We start from the raw sequence: 18275 nt of genomic DNA, 5'->3' as shown, positions 1-18275 counted from the left end.
TTATAATTTATCCGAATCTACCTGTGATATAGTCTTCTGTTTTTTTCTCTTTAGGATTTAAAAAGATGTTTTCTGTTTTGTCAAATTCTATCAAATCTCCAAGGTACATAAATGCAGTATAGTCACTGATACGCGAAGCCTGCTGCATATTGTGTGTCACAATTGCAATGCTGACATCTTTTTTCAGTTCCACCAGCAGTTCTTCAATGGCACTTGTTGAGATGGGGTCAAGGGCGGAGGTCGGTTCATCAAAAAGAATGACTTCGGGTTTGACTGCTACTGCGCGGGCAATGCAGAGTCTCTGTTGCTGTCCGCCTGAGAGTCCCATTGCAGACTTGTTGAGCCTGTCATGGACTTCTTTCCATAATGCACTGCCCTTGAGTGCTGTCTCTACGCGGTCGGCAAGTTCACTTTTGTTTTTGATGCCTGCAATTTTCAATCCGTAGGCAACATTGTCAAAAATACTCATAGGAAAAGGTGTCGGTTTTTGAAAAATCATACCGACTTTTTGGCGGAGTTCTATAAATTCATTCTCTTTTTTAATTTCAAGAATATTTTGATATTTTCCGGTTGCTTCATTAAGTAACTCAATCTTTCCGTCATATTTATTACCGGGATACAGGTCATGTATACGGTTCATAGAGCGTAAAAGTGTTGATTTTCCACAACCGCTCGGACCGATAAGAGCAGTAATTTTATTTTTCTCTATGGATAGATTTATATTTTTTAAAGAGGGTTCGTCGACCCCAGGATAGGTAAAAGAGAATTTTTTAATATTCATTACAGGCATAATTTTTGTTTCCTTAGTTATTTGTGTTTGTTTCTTGTGATAAATCGACCCAGCAGGTTGATAACTAAAACCATCATTGTCAGTATAAATGAAGCAGCCCAGGCAAGATCACGACTCGACTCTTCAGGTTCATTGGCAAGATTATAAATACTGACAGTCAAAGAGGGAAAACTCTGTGTGAGATCGAGACTGAAATAGTTGCTTGTTTCACTTGTAAAGAGCAGCGGTGCCGTTTCACCGGCAATTCTTGCAAATGCCAAAAGAATACCTGTCATGATTCCCACTTTTGCGGCTTTTATAACGATGTCCAGGATAACACGGTATTTTGATGCACCAAGGGCAATACCTGCTTCTCGTAACTCCTTGGGGACAAGAGAGAGCATAGAGTCTGTTGTGTTGATGATGATAGGAACCATCATAATGGTAAGCGCTAAAATACCGGCAAATCCGTTGGCTCCTCCATAAGGGGCAACAGCTATGGCATAGACAAAGGCTCCGATTACAATAGAAGGTGCGGACATCATGATGTCACTCAAATCCCGAATCAGTTCCGGATATTTTCCTCTTCCGTATTCGCGTATATAAATACCTGCAAGCATTCCCAGCGGTATTCCTATAGCACCTGCCAAAGAGGCAAGAACAAGCTGTCCCACCAAAAGATTTCTGAGTCCCCCGTCAACAAGGTCATTGAGAAAGAGGCTTAAATGAAGCGAAGAGAGTCCTTTGATAAAAAGGACGGCAAGAATCCATCCTAAAAAACCAATGCCTATAAGTGCAGAAGTTACCGAAAGTGCCAAAAAGATTTTGTTTAGCAGAAGTCTCATAATTTAGCCTTTTTCAAAAAGTAAAATTTGGCAACTGAAATGATGATAAAACTCATTACAAAGAGAATCAGACCCAGATAAAAGAGTGCACTTTCTCCCAGTCCGCTGGCTTCGCCAAAGTTTACAGCCATAGCAACAGGAATGGAGATGGTAGGGTCAGTAATCTTTTCAGGCAGTGAATAGACTGCTCCAATCAAAAATGCAACAGCCATAGTCTCCCCCAAGGCGCGTCCGAGTGCCAAGATGATAGAGCCTATAATACCAACCTTTGAGTAGGGAAATATAATATCTTTGACCACTTCAAACTTTGTGGCACCAAGCGCATAGGCAGACTCTTTGAGTACATCAGGGGTTGTATTCATACTGTCACGGGTGATGGCTGCCATAAAGGGAAGAATCATAATGCCAAGAACAAGTCCGGCGGTCAACAAAGAGACCTGATAGCCGCCAAAGGTATCGGAGATAATGGGGGCAAAATAGTAGAGCCCCCACATACCAAAAATGATACTCGGAATTGCCGCCAAGAGTTCAATGGCCATACCGACAAACTTGGAGATGTTTTTTGAAGCGATTTCAGCCAGAAAAACAGCAATACCCATAGCAATAGGCAGTGCAAAAGAGAGGGCAATAAGCGTAGAAAGAATTGTTCCGACTATCGGAACAAGTCCGCCATAAAGTGTTTTTGTCTGAGACTCTTCATCTTCATCAAGAATCATATCATCTTCATCCTCGATGGCATTTTCATCTGCGATGTTTACAGCAGTGTTTATTGTGCCGGCAGCACTCTCCACAGGAACCTCTTTGTTCCATGTCGGATCAACAAGAAAATGGAGTCCAAACTCTTCAATGGCGGGCTTTGCAGCGCTAAAGAGAGTGATAAATATGCCAATAAGTATAACGAGCACAAGAGAAGCACTTGATAAAGAGAGCTTTTGAAATATTTTTTCCATATAAGAAAACCCTAGAGTAAATTTATTTTGATATTATATTGTAATTTCATTACAAAGAGATTACATTAAGGAAAGAAATTTATGCTACACAAAAAGTGTAACATAAAATAAGGAGAGAGTGAAATTTGAAATTTGTTTTTTTTTTGAAGAAAGAGATTATCTAATCCCTTTTTCTTCCCAGTATTTTCTGATTTTGTCTGTAAGTGCGTCCGGTAATGGAACAAAACCTAAACTTTTTGCAATTTCTTGACCGTTTTTGTATGACCAGTCAAAAAATGCTGTTACTTTTTTATCCATTTCAGGTTTTTCAGCAGGCACCAGGATAAATGTAGCAGCTACGATAGGATAAGAGTCGGCACCTTTGGGATCGGCAATAATAGAGTAAAAATCTTTTTTGGGATCCAGGTTTGCTTTTGCAGCAGCTGTCTGAAATGCTTTTAATTCAGGTTTGATATAGTGCCCTTCTCTGTTTTCAACCGAAGCCATTACAATGCCGTTTTTCTGTGCATCCGCATAGTCGATGTATCCGACAGAGTAGGGAGTCTGTTTGATAAGACTTGCCACACCTGTATTTTTGTTTCCACCGATATGTTGATTGCCAGGCCAGTTCAAAGATTTTTTTGCACCGTATGTATGTCGCCACTCTTTGGATACTTTGCTTAAAAAATATGTGTAGTTGAATGTTGTTCCCGACCCGTCTGCACGGTGAACAAATGTTACTTTTTCATGTGGCAGTTTCAATCCTGCGTTTGCAGCAGTGATCAACTTGTTGTCCCAGTATTTTATTTTCCCTTCAGAGATTGCAACGATTGCACTTCTGCTGAGTTTCAACTCAGAAACACCCGGAAGATTATAGCCCATTGTGATTGCACCGACAACACCCGGAAACTGATAAAGGTTGTTTTTCTTAAGTGTTTTAGGTGACAATGGTTTGTCTGTTCCCGCAAAATCAACCTGTCTTGCTTTTGCATCTTTGATCCCTTTTGAAGAACCTTTTGAAATATAGTCAACTTTGATACCAGTAGCTTTATAGTAGGCTTTTGTCCATTTTTGATATACCGAATATGGAAAAGAAGCACCACTTCCTTTGAGTACATCATTTGCACTGAGTCCGCCTGTAAGAACTGAAGCTACAAGAGCTAACTTGATTACTTTTGTCATCTGTTACACCTTTTTAATTTTAGTTATGAAAGTATAGACTTTTTTTATTACACTAAGGTTACAAAACGGCAAAAACTTTGTGACAAACCTCAAGAGTATTGTCACTTGAATTGTTTTGTATCATTTACAATTATAGTATAGGGTTGTTGCCTGTTGCCGTTTTGTAACCTTTATGTAACCTGGATATTTTATACTTCCGCCAACAAAACAAAAAGGAATTCAAAAATGAATAAAATCGTTTTATCAGCCTTAGCTGCTTTAACCCTCAGTTCAGTTGCTGTAAATGCTAATGAAATCAAACTGTATCAAGATGCTAACGGACAAGTATTTACACAGCCTGCACCGGACAGAACACTGTTGGATACAAACAGTCTTGGAAATACAAAACAAAATATTACTATAGTAGACAAGAAATCTCCAAACTTTTTATTAGGCAAGCAGACGCATATTAATATGAAATTTGTTGCACAGGACAATCCTGATATGTGGCTCAAAGCAGGTGTGCGTATTCAGGGTACATTTGAAAACAGAAGTGTGGAAGATTTGGCAACAGGTGCGACAACAAGTTATTATGATGCTTATTTGAGACGCGTTCGTTTTGAAGTGGCAGCGGGTTTTAACAAGTATGCTTCTTTTACAATGGATGTACGAAATGACAAAGCGAACTATAAAGACAAGGGAGAGCAGTCATTCAATGTCGGTGATGCCTATGTAAAAATCAAAAAACCTTTTGGTTCGTCACTGGTCAACTTTAAACTTTTCCGTGCAAAAATTGATATCTCCCGTACCGAAACGGTAAAATCAGCGCGCGTGCTACACTTTGACCGTCCTCATGTAGCGGATGAAGCGGCACAGTATATTACCCATAACCGTCGTGGTACAAATGCACAAATTTACGGTAACTGGAACAAGAAAGTACACTACCAGGTAGCTATAGGTGACGGTGTCTACTCTGGCAAACTTCATGATGCTTCGGGTGCAACTTTTGGCGGCAGTAATTTTATGCAGAAGAACTTCTTTTATGGTGGTAAAATTGTTCTTTCTCCGTTTGACGGCTGGGAAGAGAAAAAAAGAACTGAAAGTTACTTTGGGCAGGGAAAACACTTTGAAGTGGGTGCCGGTTACTGGGTAAGTCCTGATATTCAGTACACAACAACAGGTGGTGTAAATACTTCAGTGGATCACAAACTGTTAAATCTTGAAATGTCAGCACACTACAAAGGTGCTTTTGTTCAAGCAGAATATTTTGACTTTGACGGTGTAGCAAAAGACTGGGCGAGTACGACAAGAGGAAAATCCAACGGCTGGTATGCAACCGGTGAATATGTTTTTGCAGACTATGGTTTTGTTGCTCCCTTTGTCAGATATGAGTCTTGGGACAAATTTAAAGATTTGGACGGTTACGATTTGACATCCAAAATAGCCGGTGTAAACTGGTATTTAATGGGGAACTCAATCAAAGCCGGATTGACATTCCAGGAAGACAAATATGGTGCAAACATAGGAAACGAGAAAGAACGCAGAATAAAAGTTACTTCTCAGTGGTTCTTCTAAAAACAGATTTCAAATTTCATTTCTCCTTTTTTACATGTAAAGCATCACCGCTTTACATGTAATTTCTTTCTATTTTCTATTTTTTTAAAATCACAAATTTCATTTTATGTTATAATAAATAAATTTTAACAAAGTGAGTAAAAATGACGAAATCTTCGTATGATTTTGATGAATTAAAATCAAAAGTCCGTGCTTTAGGTCTTTTAGAACGTGTTCCTGTGAGAGGAAGCCTTGAAATGACAGCGATACTTTTAAGTATGGGAATTGTTTATGTGATACTTTTTTATCACAAAAATCTCATTGACAATTCTTTTGCAGCAGCTGCAGGTCTTGGTCTGTTTATGTCTCTGGTTTTTACGCGTGCCGTTTTCGTGTCGCATGATATTTTGCATACACAGTATTTTAAAAACAAGCGTCTGTCTTTTAAACTGAGCTATCCGTTTTCAGCGTTTATCCTTTCGAACTCCTCTTCCTGGTGGGATTTCAAACACAATGTCAACCATCATACCTGGTGCAATATTGTCCAAAAAGATGTTGACATATTGGCATTTGATGGAGCATTTACAAACAACAAAGGCAACAAAACATGGCTTCGCAAGAGCAAATATCTTGTTTTTTGGGGTGCTATGTTCTTTATGTATCCTGCTTTTATTGTACAGTCTTATAATTTTGTAATAAAACGTAAAAAATGGGGTGAGCTTGGATTGATGCTTTTGCATTGGCCTGTAATCTGGGGAAGCGTTTTTTATTTTTTACCTCTGACTCAAGCATTTACTGTTTACCTGACACTGAATCTTACACTTTCTGTCTGGCTGGCATTTGGTTTTATAACAAACCATCTTGGCTGTGAAGTATTTGACAAAGAAGTGGGCGAAAAACTTTCATGGATGGAGTTGCAGATGCGTACCTCACGCTCTTTAAAAGGCGGGAAATTTGTACACTGGTTTTACGGAGGATTAAATACCCAGATAGAGCATCATCTTTTCCCAAAAGCACCCAGGTTCAATCTGCTGAAAATCCAAAAAATGACAAAGGAATTTGCACAGAAAAAGGGTATTGCCTATTTTGAAACAACACCGCTGCAGGCGTATGTACAGATAAACAATGTACTCAAATCCTATTAGGTAAATAGCAATTTAGATAAAATATCACCAATTAACAATTTGGAGATTTTAATGGACGCAGCCAAATATATTTGGATGAATGGAAAATTTGTTGCATGGGAAGATGCAAAGGTACATGTACTCACACATACAATTCACTATGGAAACGGTGTAATTGAAGGAACAAAAGCTTATAAAACTGAGAGAGGGTATGCAATATTTCGTTTGAATGATCATACCAAAAGACTCAAAGAGTCGGCAAAAATGACACTGATTAATATTCCTTATACTGTTGAAGAGTTAAACATTGCACAGATCGAACTCATCCGAAGAAATGAATTTACCGGGGACAATGTCTATCTTCGTCCTTTTTCGTTTTTAGGCTATGGTATTATGGGGCTTTACCACAAAGACGCACCGGTTGAGACAGCCGTTGCCGCCTGGGAATGGGGTGCTTACCTTGGGGAAGAGGGTATGCGTAAAGGCATTCGTCTGAAAATTGTCTCCATGACAAGACCGGCAAACACATCCAATATGGGAAAAGCCAAAGCCACTGCAAACTATTTGAACTCCCAAATGGCAAAATATGAAGCGATTGACTGCGGATATGATGAAGCCTTGCTTCTGGATGATGAAGGTTATGTTGCAGAAGCAAGCGGGGCCTCGTTTTTCATGATAAAAGACGGGGAGATTATTACACCGCCAAGTGATAACGCCTTAGCTTCCATCACACAAAAAACTGTCATTGAAATGGCTGAAGACCTTGGATACAAAGTGACGCGTCGCCGTATAACAAGAGAAGAAGTCTATGTGGCGGATGAGGCATTTTTGACAGGAACGGCTGCAGAAATCACACCGGTTGCTTTGGTTGATGCCAGAGAGATAGGCAGAGGCTCCCGCGGAGAGATAACGGCAATTATTCAGAGCGGGTATTTTGACATTGTATTTGGTCGAAATAAAAAATATGAGCATTATCTTACCTATGTGGATGAGATAAATTAAGAAGACTTTCGGAACCCAGACTTTTAATGCTAAAGCATAACTTAGAGAAAACTAAATGTTTTCTGTAGTCCGGGCTGAAAGTGCCAGAAAGTTGCAATAGCCGGCACTGAAGTGCCGGTTCCGGGAAACAGCCTGTATTGGAACCCATTCTTTAGGGTCAATGCCCTTCAGTTAAGCGGTTTTTTCGGGACCCGTACTTTAGTGCGGGCTGAGAATGGCAGGAAAATTTAAAAAGTAAAAAAAGGAATACAATGGCATCAGATATGAATGACTATTTTAACAAGAAGAAAAGTGAAGGCGGAGGATTTAATAACTCTAACTCAGGCGGTGGCAGTGGTCCAAAAGGACCTCAGATGCCAAATTTGAATTTTAATTTTGGCGGGGGGAAGGCAGCACTGACATATTTCTTGATTGCTGTTGCTGTGATGCTTGTTCTGGCAAAGCCGTTTATTATTATTCAAGAGGGTGAACGGGGTATTTTAAGTACAAATGGAAAGTATCAGGACCAGGCACTGCTTCCGGGACTGCATTTTATTATTCCTGTGATTCAAAAAGTATATACGGTGGATACGAAGGTCCGTATTATCAACTATGCATCACGTGTAGAAACAAATTCAAATGCTTCGGGGATTATTTCAAAGCCTGCCATTACAGTGCTTGACAAACGTGGTCTGCCTGTCTCGATTGAACTGACTGTTCAGTACAGACTCAATGCACAGTTTGCCGCACAGACAATCTCAAACTGGGGATTCAGCTGGGAAGACAAAATAATCAATCCTGTTGTACGTGATGTTGTACGAAATGTCGTAGGAAAATATGATGCCGAATCTATTCCTGTCATGCGTAATACAATTGCAACTGCGATAGAAGACGGCATACGGGAAAGTATCAAAAGTCTGAAAAACTCTCCTGTAATCCTGCAGTCAATCCAGCTTCGTGATATTATGTTGCCGGAAAAAGTAAAAGCACAGATTGAAAGAGTACAACTGGCTAAACAACAGGTACAACAGGCAGAACAGGAAGTACAGCGTGCGAAACAAGAAGCACTCAAACGTGCCGCAGAAGCTCGCGGTATCGCTGAAAAAGCAAGAATTGAAGCACAGGGTAAAGCAGATGCTGTGACAATTGAAGCAGATGCCAATGCCAAAGCAAATATTTTAATTGCAAAATCATTGACAACGAAGCTTTTACAGCTTGAACAGATGAAAGTACAAAACAAGTTTAATGATGCACTCAGAGTCAACAAAGATGCAAAAATATTCTTGACACCGGGCGGTTCAACACCAAATATCTGGGTTGATACAAAAAATATTCAGCAAAGAACGACGGCACGATAAGCATGCAGGAAATAGTCAATAGAGTAGATTGGAAGAAGCAGGAGCTTCTGCCTGTCATTGTCCAGGACAACACGACCAATGAAGTGCTGATGATGGCCTACATGAATAAAGAGGCGTTGGAACTTTCACTCAAAACAAAGCAGGCACACTACTTTTCAAGAAGCAAACAGCGTATATGGAAAAAAGGCGAAAGCAGCGGACATACGCAGGAAATCGTCTCTTTTTTTATTGACTGCGACAATGATACGCTCCTGATAAAAGTCAATCAAAACGGAGTAGCCTGTCATACCGGGAGAAAATCATGTTTTTTTACAGAGCTGCAAAGCGGTGAAATTACCTCTGAAATAGAAGTAAATACTGAAGCGGCATACGGCGTTATTGATACACTCTATCATACGATTCAAGAGCGAAAGAGTGCAGACCCTGCCACTTCATGGACGGCAAAACTCTTAAGCAAAGGGGAAAATACAATTTTGAAAAAAGTTGTTGAAGAAGCCGGTGAATACTGTTTTGCACATAAAGACAATGATGAGAAAGAGATGGTGTATGAAGCGGCAGATTTGACCTACCATATGCTAGTGGCGCTCGCTTCTAAAAATATATCACCAGACAGAATAAAACAGGAGCTTGCCCGTAGATTTGACATGAGTGGCATCGCTGAAAAAAACGCAAGAAAAGAGTAAGTAAAATATGAAAGAGAAGCTGTTGGCATTTATTCATGGATTAATAACGTATGATTATATCCTTTTTGGTGTGTCATTTCTTCTTTTTCTTCTTTTTATTATTCTTGCACTTCTCCTTCGAAAAAAGATAATTCTTGCGCTCTTTTTTGTTCTTTTTGGATTTGCAATACTTCTTCTCGGTCCTACGCTTGGTTATATCGAGATGCACAAATATCTTTTTAAAAATTCTGTCCAGTTGCTTTCGCAAAAAAGACTTCATTTTGTGGAGGCTTTGGTGGTTAAAGGAAGTATCACAAATGAATCCAAATTCGATTTTTCCGAGTGTAAAATCACTGCAAAAGTCTACAGGGTTACAAAGAACAAGTACAAAAACTATCTTTTACGATTAAAACCATTTCAAAAAATGTCGATTCTAGAACCTGATATAGCACAAGGGCAAACAAGAGAGTTTAAAATTATCATAGAACCGTTTGCATATAAAAAAGACTATAATGTATCTCTGGAGGGAAATTGTAAATGACACTCTTTAATTACTGGCATTATATAGTTTTCTTTGTAATCTTTTTACTGAGTATTGCCGGTATAGTGAGTGCAGTGAAACAAAAAAACAAAAAACTAGTCTATTCTATGATATTTTCTATTATTTTGGTGACTGTTTTTATGGCTGTTTTTTCTGTTATGATTGTTGATAAGTATACGAAAAAGGTGCAGTTGGAAAAACTGCACAACAAAAGGCTCTTGAGCACGGAAGAGATAGCCTATTACGGTATTGTTAGAAATGTCGGAAAATTTCCTGTAGGAAAAGTGACTTTTGAAATAAAACTGGTCAACAAAGGGCATGCAACAGGAAATGTAAAAGGCGGGAATTTTTATAAACCCAGCGGTTTTATGGACTTTTTTTCCGGAGGTTTTGGAATGGGATCACGCAAACCGCAAACCGTTACGAAAAAGTTTGTTGTTGCCAGAAATCTCAAACCCGGTCAGGCAAAGGCATTTAGAGTATACTTCAGATATCCGCCCTATTTCAGAAGTACTGCGGAATTTGCAAAAGCATACGGGCATTAATACTTTAGACCGACTTTTTTAAGTGCGGCGTTAATATTTTTTATCTGTTGGTTCTTGTTGCGGCACCATTTTGGAGCTAAGAGGGAATCATCATCAATGCCTGCTGTCACTCTTTGGACATTGACATTTTTGGGTTTCATCAGAAGAGATTTTACAAGCACATCAAGATATTCCTGCTCACTGATTGGGGTAAACTCTCCACGGTTAAATTCATTTGCCAAGGCAGTGCGTTTTACAACATACAGAGGGTGATATTTTACAGAATCAATTCCCCATGAATAAGCGGCTTTGGAGGTCTCAAGCATCATCTCCTGCGTTTCTCCCGGAAGACCAAAGATAAGGTGCCCGCAAACATTCAGACCTGCCTCTTTTGATTTGATAATCCACTCTTTAACATTTTCGCTGTCATGCCCACGGTTGATTTTTTCCAGTGTTTCATCATATACAGACTGAATGCCAAATTCAATCCAGATCTCTTTATCTTTGGCAAGGCCTGAGAGGTAGGCAAGTGTCTCTTCTGTGATGCTGTCAGAACGTGTACCAATGCTTAACCCTACCACGTTCTCAAAAGAGAGCGCTTTTTCATAGAGTGCTTTGAGGGTTTCAAAAGGGGCATAGGTATTGGTAAATGATTGAAAGTATACAAGAAATTTTTTTGCGCCATACTCTCTTTTCTGGCGTTTTGATATAGCATCAAACTGCAGTTCAAGCTGTTTGAGTTGTTTTTGCAAAAAAGGATTCTCTTTTGATTCAAGATTTAAGTGAAATCCTTTGAGCTCCACAACGGCATCAGTACTGGCTGAAAAAGAGTCATTTTCGCAAAATGTACAGCCTCCTTTGGCCACGGTTCCATCAATATTCGGGCAGGTGAAGCCGGAAATATTGATGCCAACCTTGTGTACTTTTACGCCAAATTTGTTTTTTAAATAATTACCGTATGTATAAATTTGTTCCATTAAACGATATATTTTCCAGTAAAACAGGCTGTGCAGTAGATATCCTGTGTTGCATTCACACTTCTTAAGAGTGATGCTTCATCCAGATAGGCCAAAGAGTCGGCTTCTATAAAATCACAAATTTCCTGCACACCCATATTTGCAGCGATTAAATTCTCTTTGCTTGGTGTATCAACACCGTAGAAACACGGATCGGTAGTCGGAGGAGAAGAGACACGCATATGGACTTCTTTTGCTCCTGCTTCTTTCAGCATTCTGATGATTCTTCTTGACGTTGTACCTCTGACTATAGAGTCATCTATAACGACAACTCTTTTGCCTTTGATAATGTCTGTCATAGGAGAGAGTTTCATCTTCACTTTTAAATCACGCATCTCCTGTGTCGGTTCTATAAAGGTACGCCCTATGTAGTGATTGCGCATAATTCCCATTTCATAGGGAATTCCACTCTCCTGTGCATAACCGATTGCAGCAGGTACACCACCATCAGGTACAGGGATAACCAAATCGGCTTCAACAGGCTGAATTTTTGCCAGCTCTTTTCCCATCTCTTTTCTGCATTCATATACAGACTGCCCGAAGACAGAAGAGTCAGGACGGGCAAAATAGACATATTCAAAGATACAGTGTTTTGGTGTCGGTTCAAAGATTTTTACACTTTGAGGGGCTTTGCCTTCTTCAAAAATCAGAAGTTCTCCCGGTTCCACATCACGGACAAAGGTAGCCCCCACAAGATCAAAGGCACAGGTTTCACTTGCCACAATATAGCCGCCGTTGGCCAAACGCCCAAGACTTAAAGGTCGAAAACCGAAACGGTCTCGCATAGCGAACATTTTGGTTCTGCTTAAAAAGACCAGAGAAAAAGCACCTTCTATTTTTTTAACAGCATCTATAATTCTGTCTAGAAGTTTGTCCTGTTCACTTTTGGCGATAAGATGAATAAGATTTTCAGTATCCATAAATGTCTGAAAAATTGCACCGCGTTTTATCAGTCTGGCACGTACTTCATCAGCGTTTGTAAGGTTACCGTTGTGAACAATTGCCATCTCACCCAAATCGTATCTTGCAAATACAGGCTGTGCATCAAGAATGGAATCATTTCCCGCTGTAGAGTAGCGGGTGTGGCCTATAGCGCTTGATCCGCTTAAAGTAGCAAGTTTGTCTTCGTTAAAGACGCTCATGACAAGTCCGCGATCTTTGATAGTATGGAGTTTTTCTCCGTCAGATGAGCTGATACCTGCTGCTTCCTGTCCGCGGTGTTGGAGAGAATGAAGAGAAAAGTAGGCTAACTTTGAAGCCTCTTTATGACCAAAAATCCCAACAACAGCACACTTTTCATTCATATTTTCGCGCAATTTTTTTCCTTGATAAGTTGTAATTAAATTATGATGCAATTATACTCAAAATATCTATAAATATTCTCAAAGCTGTCTTAATTAATAGATATAATTTATTTTCAAAGTGGAACTGTTTTTGCTATAAATTATATATTTTCAAAAAAGGTAGGATATATGGAAATTGTTTTGCGCAATAATCTTATTCTTATCACTACAGGGTTTGATACCTTAAATACAAGTTGGATGAGAGAATTTTTAAATCATCATGCCCGTGGTATGCTCTTTTTACCTAAAGCTGTACTTGTATTTCAAAATCAGTCATTAACGCAGATCAGAGAGAATTTCATAAGAGAGTTAAGTGAGTTTCATGCGAAAACACATGATTTCAATCATGAATTTTTCTTACGTTCCATGCTAAAGTTTGGCAATCAGCCGATTAAAATAGAACTCAACAGGATGGAAGAGCCTGAAACTATAAAAGTACATCTCTATGCATATGATAAAGATACGGTGCTTATTTCACTGGACAGTCCGAATTCATGGGTGCTCAACTATATGCGCTCACAGCTTGAAGTGTATGTGGAGCGGGGAACAGATATTTCTTTGGTGGTGGATGTCAGTGATTTTAGGTCAAAAGCAAGGCTGGAACGTGCTTTAAACAAGCGTCATATCTTGCATTATCAGATTCAGTATACCTATGACAATCATTTTATGTCCAAACTCTACTCGGATTTTGCAAATTTTTCTTTCGGAGATTTATGCAAAGCCTCTTTTGATGAAGAGAAAAAACATTTTTATACGATTTTAGAATGCCCGATTGGTGCTTCGCAGGATGCTTTGAAAAAAAGCTATAAAAAACTGACAAAAGTTTATCATCCGGACAAAATTTTTCATGAAAGTCCTTATCTGGTAGAACATTACACACAAAAATTTCAGCTGCTGCAAGAAGCGTACCAGGCACTGCGTGTTGTCAGTTAATTATACTTTTTTACTTGAGAGAGCGTTTTTTAAGCAGTGCCTGAAAGTCCTCGCTGCTGTAAAGTGCCAGACCTGCACCGCTGAGCTGGGTGAGTTCTTTTGAAAATCCCCGTTTTGAGAACAAAACGATTTGGGTCGGTTCAATCCCGAGTTTCTGGCATTTGTCCCGTATTTTATGCAGCTCTTTTTTGTTGATGATGTGGTTTGTCCATTTGCATTCTCCGACATAGATACGGCCGTTTTGTGTGATGGTCAGAATGTCTATTTCTATTTTTGCATCCCAGTAGCTGCCGCTGCTGCGTATATGTGCGTCACGAAGATGATAGTTCAGCAGGACTTCGGAGAGTTCTTCGTATACCAGGCTGGTATAACTGTTGTGGCGCAGGGTAAAATCTTTGAAAAAGGCATCATATTTCTGTGCCTCAATCTCTTTGATATGGGGTATGACAAAGTAAAACCAGAACCTGACAAAAGGGTGGGTAAAAAGGACTTTGTGTGATATGCGGTGGCGTGCCTCTTCTCTTTTTAGCTTTGTGTTTGGATATTTGTCTCTAGGATGCTCTTCCCGTGAATATTCCAGTTGAATCAGGCCTTTTTCCTGCAAAAAATTGAGTGCTGCTCCGCCGTTGGCATTGTTGAGTCCGGCTTTGTTAAAGGCAGAAAAGATACGTCTGTCTCCTGTTGCAAGGGCTTTGAGAAGTTTACGGTTGAGGGTATTGTTGAGAGTGAGTTCTCTCATCTGTGCATCTATAGCTTCAAAATTGTCCAATACAAGCAGCCGGAGTAATTCTTCAATAGGCTTTGTCGTGTCAATTTCCCAGTCAAGTCCGCCAAATACTGCGAAGTAGGAGATCTGCGTCTCCATATCATCTGGGTAGTTTTTAAAATAAAAAGAGCGAAACTGCTCAAGAAGTTTTACATTTGTCATATGTTAATTGTAACATATTTTAGACTACATGTATTATTTAAGTTATAACTGTGAGGTTTGTAAACGGCTTTTCGGAACCCGTACTTTCTATGCTAAAGCATGACTTAGAAAAAAACTAAATTTTTTTCTGTAGTGCGGGCTTTGTGGTGTTGAAAACCAAAAGTTAGATTCCGAAATTATATGATTAAAATCTAATTAACGAGTTGGGGTAGCAACACCAGCACTACTTAAATTTGCATCAACTACGTTTAGTATGTTAGTTTTTGCACTTGACATGTAAGTATTTAATCCCGCTACCAGTCCAACACCGACGATTACTAATAAAAGAGCAACTAAAACTCCGCTCATACCTTTTTGTGACTTAATACGTTTGAATAGATTTTTGATCATATTCTCTCCTTCTTTGTGATAAAGTTGTGATAAGTATATCACTTTTATATAAGAAAAGCAAATAATATTTGCTTAAACCAATTATTAACCTAGCTTATAGTGTTTTTGTGTATTTTTGTGAAATCCATACACTTGCATTCAGATCTTTACATGTACGGTAACAGTCCTGTTTTACTTTTAACCAGCTTGCACCGTTGACTGTTTTGGAGATGTCTGATGTAAACTTATGCCCTTCTTTCCAAACATTAACACGCTTTCCATTTACAGGTTTTTCTCTGAGAAATATCTTTTTCGCATTGACAGCATAGGTTTGCAGAGAAGGTTTTGTCTCTTTTTTTACTGCTGTTTCTTTCTTCTTTGGCATTGTCATTGTAAGTTCATGTGTCTTTTGTGCTGCTTTTTGTGTTTTTTGTGCTATCTTCTGTTGTGTCTGTTGTGTCTGTTGTGTCTGTTGTGTCTGTTGTGTCTGTTGTTTGGCATTCTCTTCCGGTGGAGTTTGCAGACTTTCTTCTTCATCTATTATAATCGGAGCGGGAAATGAAATATGTGATACTTCTGATGGTGCCGTTTCTGTAGTGTTTTGCTCTGTATCGGGAATTTTTTTCGGAGTGTCAGTCACCTTTGCATGAAAAACAGTACTTTGCGCTTTAAAATTTTTGTAAAAGTCAGTGTCATCTATCTCTTCATTGGCATCCACAATCTCAGGGACAAGTAAAAAGATCAAATCAGTTGTGTTTAAATTTTCAACTTTATGCTTGAAAAGCTCGCCCAGTAAAGGAATATCTCCAAACAAAGGGATTTTTTCTTCACTTTTGGAATTTTCACTGTGCAGGCGACCACCCAGGGCTATAACCTGCTCAGATTTTACAACCACATTAGTCTGAATGTTTTTACTGATAAAAGAGGGAATGGAGATGCCGGTTCCAAGAGCAACATTATTGGCAGGGTTAGGGTCTATGGCACTGTCTTGAATATCTACATTGATGTGCATATAGCCCTCTGTCTGCATAAATTTGCTTGTGAGTGTAAGTTTGAGACCATACTCTTTTTCTGTCACCTGAATGGTGGGTGCCGTTCCTGTGTTTTGTATAATACCTGTCGGGATATAAAGCTCCCCGCCTACGCGAAAGGTTGCATTTTTGTCTTCTGTTGTAATGAGCACCGTGTCATCAAGTATATTGGCAACCCCTTTTGTCTGTAAAAAATTGAGTGTAGCAAGAACGGATTTTCCGGTTGCTGTTGTAAAATTTCCCAGGTTGTCAAGTAAAAAACCGCTGAATGTTGCAGAGTTTGCAGCACCCGCATTGGCTGTTGCATTGACATATTTGTTGAAAAATCCCAGTCCGGTAACACCACCCAAATCTTTTGCTCTTTGGTTGTCTACGGCAATGAGGTAGAGTTTTGTACGAATCATTTTGTTGACTCTGCGTGTTTTTGTCAAATCCATCAGTTTGTCTGTATCTACACCGCCTTTTTTCAAAATCTCATAAATTCTTTTTTTGTCATGCGGATCTTTAAATACACCGGTGATGACGGCAGAGTCGTTACCGACCATGCTGAGTGAAAGATTCGGTTCAATAATATTGATCATTTTTTGAATATAGCCGAGATTCTCATTCACATAGACATGATAATTTTCTATGGAGTTGTCCCTGTAAATGATAAGAATAGAGGTGTTGCCTGTTTTTTTACCAAATATTTTAAGCAAACTTCCTTTTGCCGTACTCTCCAAAAGAGAAACGTTAATATTTTCTCTGTTACCGACAATGAGTTTTTTGATCTTTTTTTGCAAGGGTAGGACCTGGTACTCATTGTTAAAGACAAGAATGTCGTTTGCAAAAAGATGCAGACAGATTCCAAGATATAGTAGTATTTTTTTCATTTTTTCCCCTTTTTATTGGCAGGTGCCGGTGATTGATATGTTTTGATCATGATACGAATAGGTTTGCATCTGTGTACTTAAGGTTTTGTTTTTAAAATAGTGACCGTTATGGGTATATTTTATGGTTACAATGACCTGACCAGGCAAGGTTGCATCGGCCGGAGCAGAAAAGCTTATGGTTGTTCCTTTTGGACACAGTCTGCTTCCTACTTCTGTATCGAGTGTTGCATTGAGAGTATTGCTTCTGAGATCCTGTTCGCTGTCAAGTACGGTAGAGGTCTGATTGGCTATGAGTTTGAGTTTGTAATCCTCTTGCATTACACTCCAGTAGTCTGTCATCAGTGTTATGATAAATGCCAAAGTCGGTAGAACAACAAGCAGCATCGCCATGATTTGACCCATACCGAAGGCATTGCGAAAATTGTGTTTAGTTTTCATAGGATATTTTCACTCTTTGTACATGTTTTTTTCTCTGTTTTTTAAACATTTTTTTGTCTACAAGGAGAAGTTCTTTTTGTTTTTGCAGCTTGACGTTGATCTCTTTGGGTGTTTTTATCATCCATAACTGCCCTCCGTAGTTGTGAAGATTATAGACTCGCTTACTGTTAAGCGCCTGTGTTTTATAGTAATACGCCAAAAAGTTTTTAATCTCTTTTGGTGCCATTTGGAATATGACAGTATCTGCCTTGGTAAGCATTTGCTTTTCATTGTAACTGAGAAGTTTTGTCTGTCTGTTCCCGTTGATGACAAAGGTATCTATCTTTACATGTAAAGCGACATATTTTGTATAAAAGAGATCTGGAGTTTTTTTGTTTGCAGAAGGAATGGCACAGGCTATATCTACAAAATCTCCCGAACGCAGAGATGTGTCCTGGTTTCTAAAAAGAGAGAGTGCGACTGAGAGTGTGTCTTTGGTGACCTGCTGTGGTGCTTCTGTCTTTTGAGGCTGTACCTGTTTTTCTTTTTTCTTTTGCTTTTTCGCCTCTGCTTCCTGCTCGGTTTTTGGCGGTATCGCAACAATCTTTTCAGGACGAATAGGCTCACCTTTGTAGATATCTACATTGGCATATCGGCCTATAATCTCCGCGTCTGTCAAAGGAGTAAAGCTGATATAGCTTTTGGCAAGATTTGCTTTTTTAAGTGAATCTGCATTAATAACATCCCCTTTGTGTATGTTTTTTGCCGCAACAAAAACTTCAACTTCTGCTTCCTTGTGCTCTTTTGTCTTTCCCTGTTTGAGGTATAGAAGCAGTGCTACGGAGGAGCTAAAAAGCACCAGTCCGACCATTATTCCCATGATTATTCTTGTTTTTCTGTTTTTCATATTACTCCCTT

General features: G+C 39.2%; 19 protein-coding genes. 8 read left to right on the top strand and 11 right to left on the bottom strand.

Going from position 1 to position 18275, the window contains the following annotated elements; genetic code table 11:
* Nucleotides 1-7: 7 nt before the first annotated feature.
* The 4 genes from pstB to pstS form a co-directional block, all read right to left on the bottom strand.
* Entirely contained in the window at nucleotides 8-790 is a 783-nt protein-coding gene (gene pstB, locus MNY28_RS09220; protein WP_346389638.1) for a phosphate ABC transporter ATP-binding protein PstB, read from the bottom strand.
* A gap of 17 nt (nucleotides 791-807) precedes the next feature.
* Entirely contained in the window at nucleotides 808-1614 is an 807-nt protein-coding gene (gene pstA / locus MNY28_RS09215; RefSeq protein WP_151899521.1) for a phosphate ABC transporter permease PstA, read from the bottom strand.
* On the bottom strand, nucleotides 1611-2564 hold the full coding sequence (pstC, locus tag MNY28_RS09210; protein ID WP_151899522.1) for a phosphate ABC transporter permease subunit PstC: 954 nt from the start codon (nucleotides 2562-2564) through the stop codon (nucleotides 1611-1613). The genes pstA and pstC overlap by 4 nt, the downstream gene beginning before the upstream one ends.
* 156 nt (nucleotides 2565-2720) lie before the next feature.
* Nucleotides 2721-3725, bottom strand: a complete 1005-nt coding sequence (gene pstS / locus MNY28_RS09205) for a phosphate ABC transporter substrate-binding protein PstS (protein ID WP_346389637.1) — start codon at nucleotides 3723-3725, stop codon at nucleotides 2721-2723.
* Nucleotides 3726-3950: 225 nt separating this feature from the next.
* On the opposite strand from pstS, the gene MNY28_RS09200 reads away from it, so the two are divergent.
* From MNY28_RS09200 to MNY28_RS09170, 7 genes are all read left to right on the top strand, one after another.
* On the top strand, nucleotides 3951-5279 hold the full coding sequence (locus MNY28_RS09200) for a hypothetical protein (protein WP_151899524.1): 1329 nt from the start codon (nucleotides 3951-3953) through the stop codon (nucleotides 5277-5279).
* Between the two features lie 143 nt (nucleotides 5280-5422).
* Complete coding sequence (locus tag MNY28_RS09195; protein WP_346389636.1) at nucleotides 5423-6403, top strand: acyl-CoA desaturase; 981 nt, start codon at nucleotides 5423-5425, stop codon at nucleotides 6401-6403.
* A 51-nt stretch (nucleotides 6404-6454) separates the two neighbouring features.
* On the top strand, nucleotides 6455-7384 hold the full coding sequence (locus MNY28_RS09190; RefSeq protein ID WP_151899526.1) for a branched-chain amino acid transaminase: 930 nt from the start codon (nucleotides 6455-6457) through the stop codon (nucleotides 7382-7384).
* A 251-nt stretch (nucleotides 7385-7635) separates the two neighbouring features.
* Nucleotides 7636-8721, top strand: a complete 1086-nt coding sequence (locus MNY28_RS09185) for a prohibitin family protein (protein ID WP_151899527.1) — start codon at nucleotides 7636-7638, stop codon at nucleotides 8719-8721.
* Nucleotides 8722-8723: 2 nt separating this feature from the next.
* Entirely contained in the window at nucleotides 8724-9404 is a 681-nt protein-coding gene (gene hisIE / locus MNY28_RS09180; protein WP_346389635.1) for a bifunctional phosphoribosyl-AMP cyclohydrolase/phosphoribosyl-ATP diphosphatase HisIE, read from the top strand.
* A 7-nt stretch (nucleotides 9405-9411) separates the two neighbouring features.
* Complete coding sequence (locus MNY28_RS09175; RefSeq protein WP_346389634.1) at nucleotides 9412-9924, top strand: DUF2393 domain-containing protein; 513 nt, start codon at nucleotides 9412-9414, stop codon at nucleotides 9922-9924.
* A complete protein-coding gene (locus MNY28_RS09170; RefSeq protein WP_346389633.1) occupies nucleotides 9921-10469 on the top strand; it encodes a DUF2393 family protein in 549 nt (182 codons plus the stop codon). Before MNY28_RS09175 ends, MNY28_RS09170 begins: the two co-directional genes overlap by 4 nt.
* On the opposite strand, the gene MNY28_RS09165 is transcribed toward MNY28_RS09170, so the two are convergent.
* Both MNY28_RS09165 and purF read right to left on the bottom strand, forming a co-directional pair.
* Nucleotides 10466-11425, bottom strand: coding sequence for a TIGR01212 family radical SAM protein (locus MNY28_RS09165; protein ID WP_151899531.1), 960 nt, complete (start codon nucleotides 11423-11425; stop codon nucleotides 10466-10468). The two genes, MNY28_RS09170 and MNY28_RS09165, sit on opposite strands and share 4 nt — an antisense overlap.
* Nucleotides 11425-12780 (bottom strand): amidophosphoribosyltransferase, encoded by a 1356-nt coding sequence (gene purF / locus MNY28_RS09160; RefSeq protein ID WP_346389632.1) that lies wholly within the window; start codon nucleotides 12778-12780, stop codon nucleotides 11425-11427. The genes MNY28_RS09165 and purF overlap by 1 nt, the downstream gene beginning before the upstream one ends.
* Nucleotides 12781-12936: 156 nt before the next feature.
* Here purF and MNY28_RS09155 point away from each other — a divergent pair, with 156 nt between their 5' ends.
* Nucleotides 12937-13740, top strand: coding sequence for a DnaJ domain-containing protein (locus MNY28_RS09155; protein WP_346389631.1), 804 nt, complete (start codon nucleotides 12937-12939; stop codon nucleotides 13738-13740).
* Nucleotides 13741-13750: 10 nt separating this feature from the next.
* On the opposite strand, the gene MNY28_RS09150 is transcribed toward MNY28_RS09155, so the two are convergent.
* The 5 genes from MNY28_RS09150 to MNY28_RS09130 form a co-directional block, all read right to left on the bottom strand.
* On the bottom strand, nucleotides 13751-14668 hold the full coding sequence (locus MNY28_RS09150) for a DUF234 domain-containing protein (protein WP_151899534.1): 918 nt from the start codon (nucleotides 14666-14668) through the stop codon (nucleotides 13751-13753).
* Nucleotides 14669-14863: 195 nt separating this feature from the next.
* Nucleotides 14864-15058: a hypothetical protein gene (locus tag MNY28_RS09145; RefSeq protein WP_151899535.1), complete on the bottom strand. Its 195-nt coding sequence runs from the start codon at nucleotides 15056-15058 to the stop codon at nucleotides 14864-14866.
* Between the two features lie 94 nt (nucleotides 15059-15152).
* Nucleotides 15153-16940: a type II and III secretion system protein gene (locus MNY28_RS09140; RefSeq protein WP_346389630.1), complete on the bottom strand. Its 1788-nt coding sequence runs from the start codon at nucleotides 16938-16940 to the stop codon at nucleotides 15153-15155.
* 12 nt (nucleotides 16941-16952) lie between these two features.
* Nucleotides 16953-17378 (bottom strand): hypothetical protein, encoded by a 426-nt coding sequence (locus MNY28_RS09135; protein WP_346389629.1) that lies wholly within the window; start codon nucleotides 17376-17378, stop codon nucleotides 16953-16955.
* A complete protein-coding gene (locus MNY28_RS09130; RefSeq protein WP_346389628.1) occupies nucleotides 17368-18264 on the bottom strand; it encodes an SAF domain-containing protein in 897 nt (298 codons plus the stop codon). Before MNY28_RS09130 ends, MNY28_RS09135 begins: the two co-directional genes overlap by 11 nt.
* Nucleotides 18265-18275 lie beyond the last annotated feature (11 nt).

Source organism: Sulfurimonas sp. NWX367, assembly GCF_039667065.1.
Classification (GTDB): Bacteria; Campylobacterota; Campylobacteria; order Campylobacterales; family Sulfurimonadaceae; genus Sulfurimonas; species Sulfurimonas hydrogeniphila.
The sequence above is the reverse complement of the archived record's forward strand: the minus strand, read 5'-3'. Positions and strand labels throughout refer to the sequence as shown.

Coding starts and splice junctions, on each gene's coding strand:
- pstB (WP_346389638.1), bottom strand. CDS start 790: ATGCCTGTAATGAATATTAAAAAATTCTCTTTTACCTATCCTGGGGTC.
- pstA (WP_151899521.1), bottom strand. CDS start 1,614: ATGAGACTTCTGCTAAACAAAATCTTTTTGGCACTTTCGGTAACTTCT.
- pstC (WP_151899522.1), bottom strand. CDS start 2,564: ATGGAAAAAATATTTCAAAAGCTCTCTTTATCAAGTGCTTCTCTTGTG.
- pstS (WP_346389637.1), bottom strand. CDS start 3,725: ATGACAAAAGTAATCAAGTTAGCTCTTGTAGCTTCAGTTCTTACAGGC.
- MNY28_RS09200 (WP_151899524.1), top strand. CDS start 3,951: ATGAATAAAATCGTTTTATCAGCCTTAGCTGCTTTAACCCTCAGTTCA.
- MNY28_RS09195 (WP_346389636.1), top strand. CDS start 5,423: ATGACGAAATCTTCGTATGATTTTGATGAATTAAAATCAAAAGTCCGT.
- MNY28_RS09190 (WP_151899526.1), top strand. CDS start 6,455: ATGGACGCAGCCAAATATATTTGGATGAATGGAAAATTTGTTGCATGG.
- MNY28_RS09185 (WP_151899527.1), top strand. CDS start 7,636: ATGGCATCAGATATGAATGACTATTTTAACAAGAAGAAAAGTGAAGGC.
- hisIE (WP_346389635.1), top strand. CDS start 8,724: ATGCAGGAAATAGTCAATAGAGTAGATTGGAAGAAGCAGGAGCTTCTG.
- MNY28_RS09175 (WP_346389634.1), top strand. CDS start 9,412: ATGAAAGAGAAGCTGTTGGCATTTATTCATGGATTAATAACGTATGAT.
- MNY28_RS09170 (WP_346389633.1), top strand. CDS start 9,921: ATGACACTCTTTAATTACTGGCATTATATAGTTTTCTTTGTAATCTTT.
- MNY28_RS09165 (WP_151899531.1), bottom strand. CDS start 11,425: ATGGAACAAATTTATACATACGGTAATTATTTAAAAAACAAATTTGGC.
- MNY28_RS09155 (WP_346389631.1), top strand. CDS start 12,937: ATGGAAATTGTTTTGCGCAATAATCTTATTCTTATCACTACAGGGTTT.
- MNY28_RS09150 (WP_151899534.1), bottom strand. CDS start 14,668: ATGACAAATGTAAAACTTCTTGAGCAGTTTCGCTCTTTTTATTTTAAA.
- MNY28_RS09145 (WP_151899535.1), bottom strand. CDS start 15,058: ATGATCAAAAATCTATTCAAACGTATTAAGTCACAAAAAGGTATGAGC.
- MNY28_RS09140 (WP_346389630.1), bottom strand. CDS start 16,940: ATGAAAAAAATACTACTATATCTTGGAATCTGTCTGCATCTTTTTGCA.
- MNY28_RS09135 (WP_346389629.1), bottom strand. CDS start 17,378: ATGAAAACTAAACACAATTTTCGCAATGCCTTCGGTATGGGTCAAATC.
- MNY28_RS09130 (WP_346389628.1), bottom strand. CDS start 18,264: ATGAAAAACAGAAAAACAAGAATAATCATGGGAATAATGGTCGGACTG.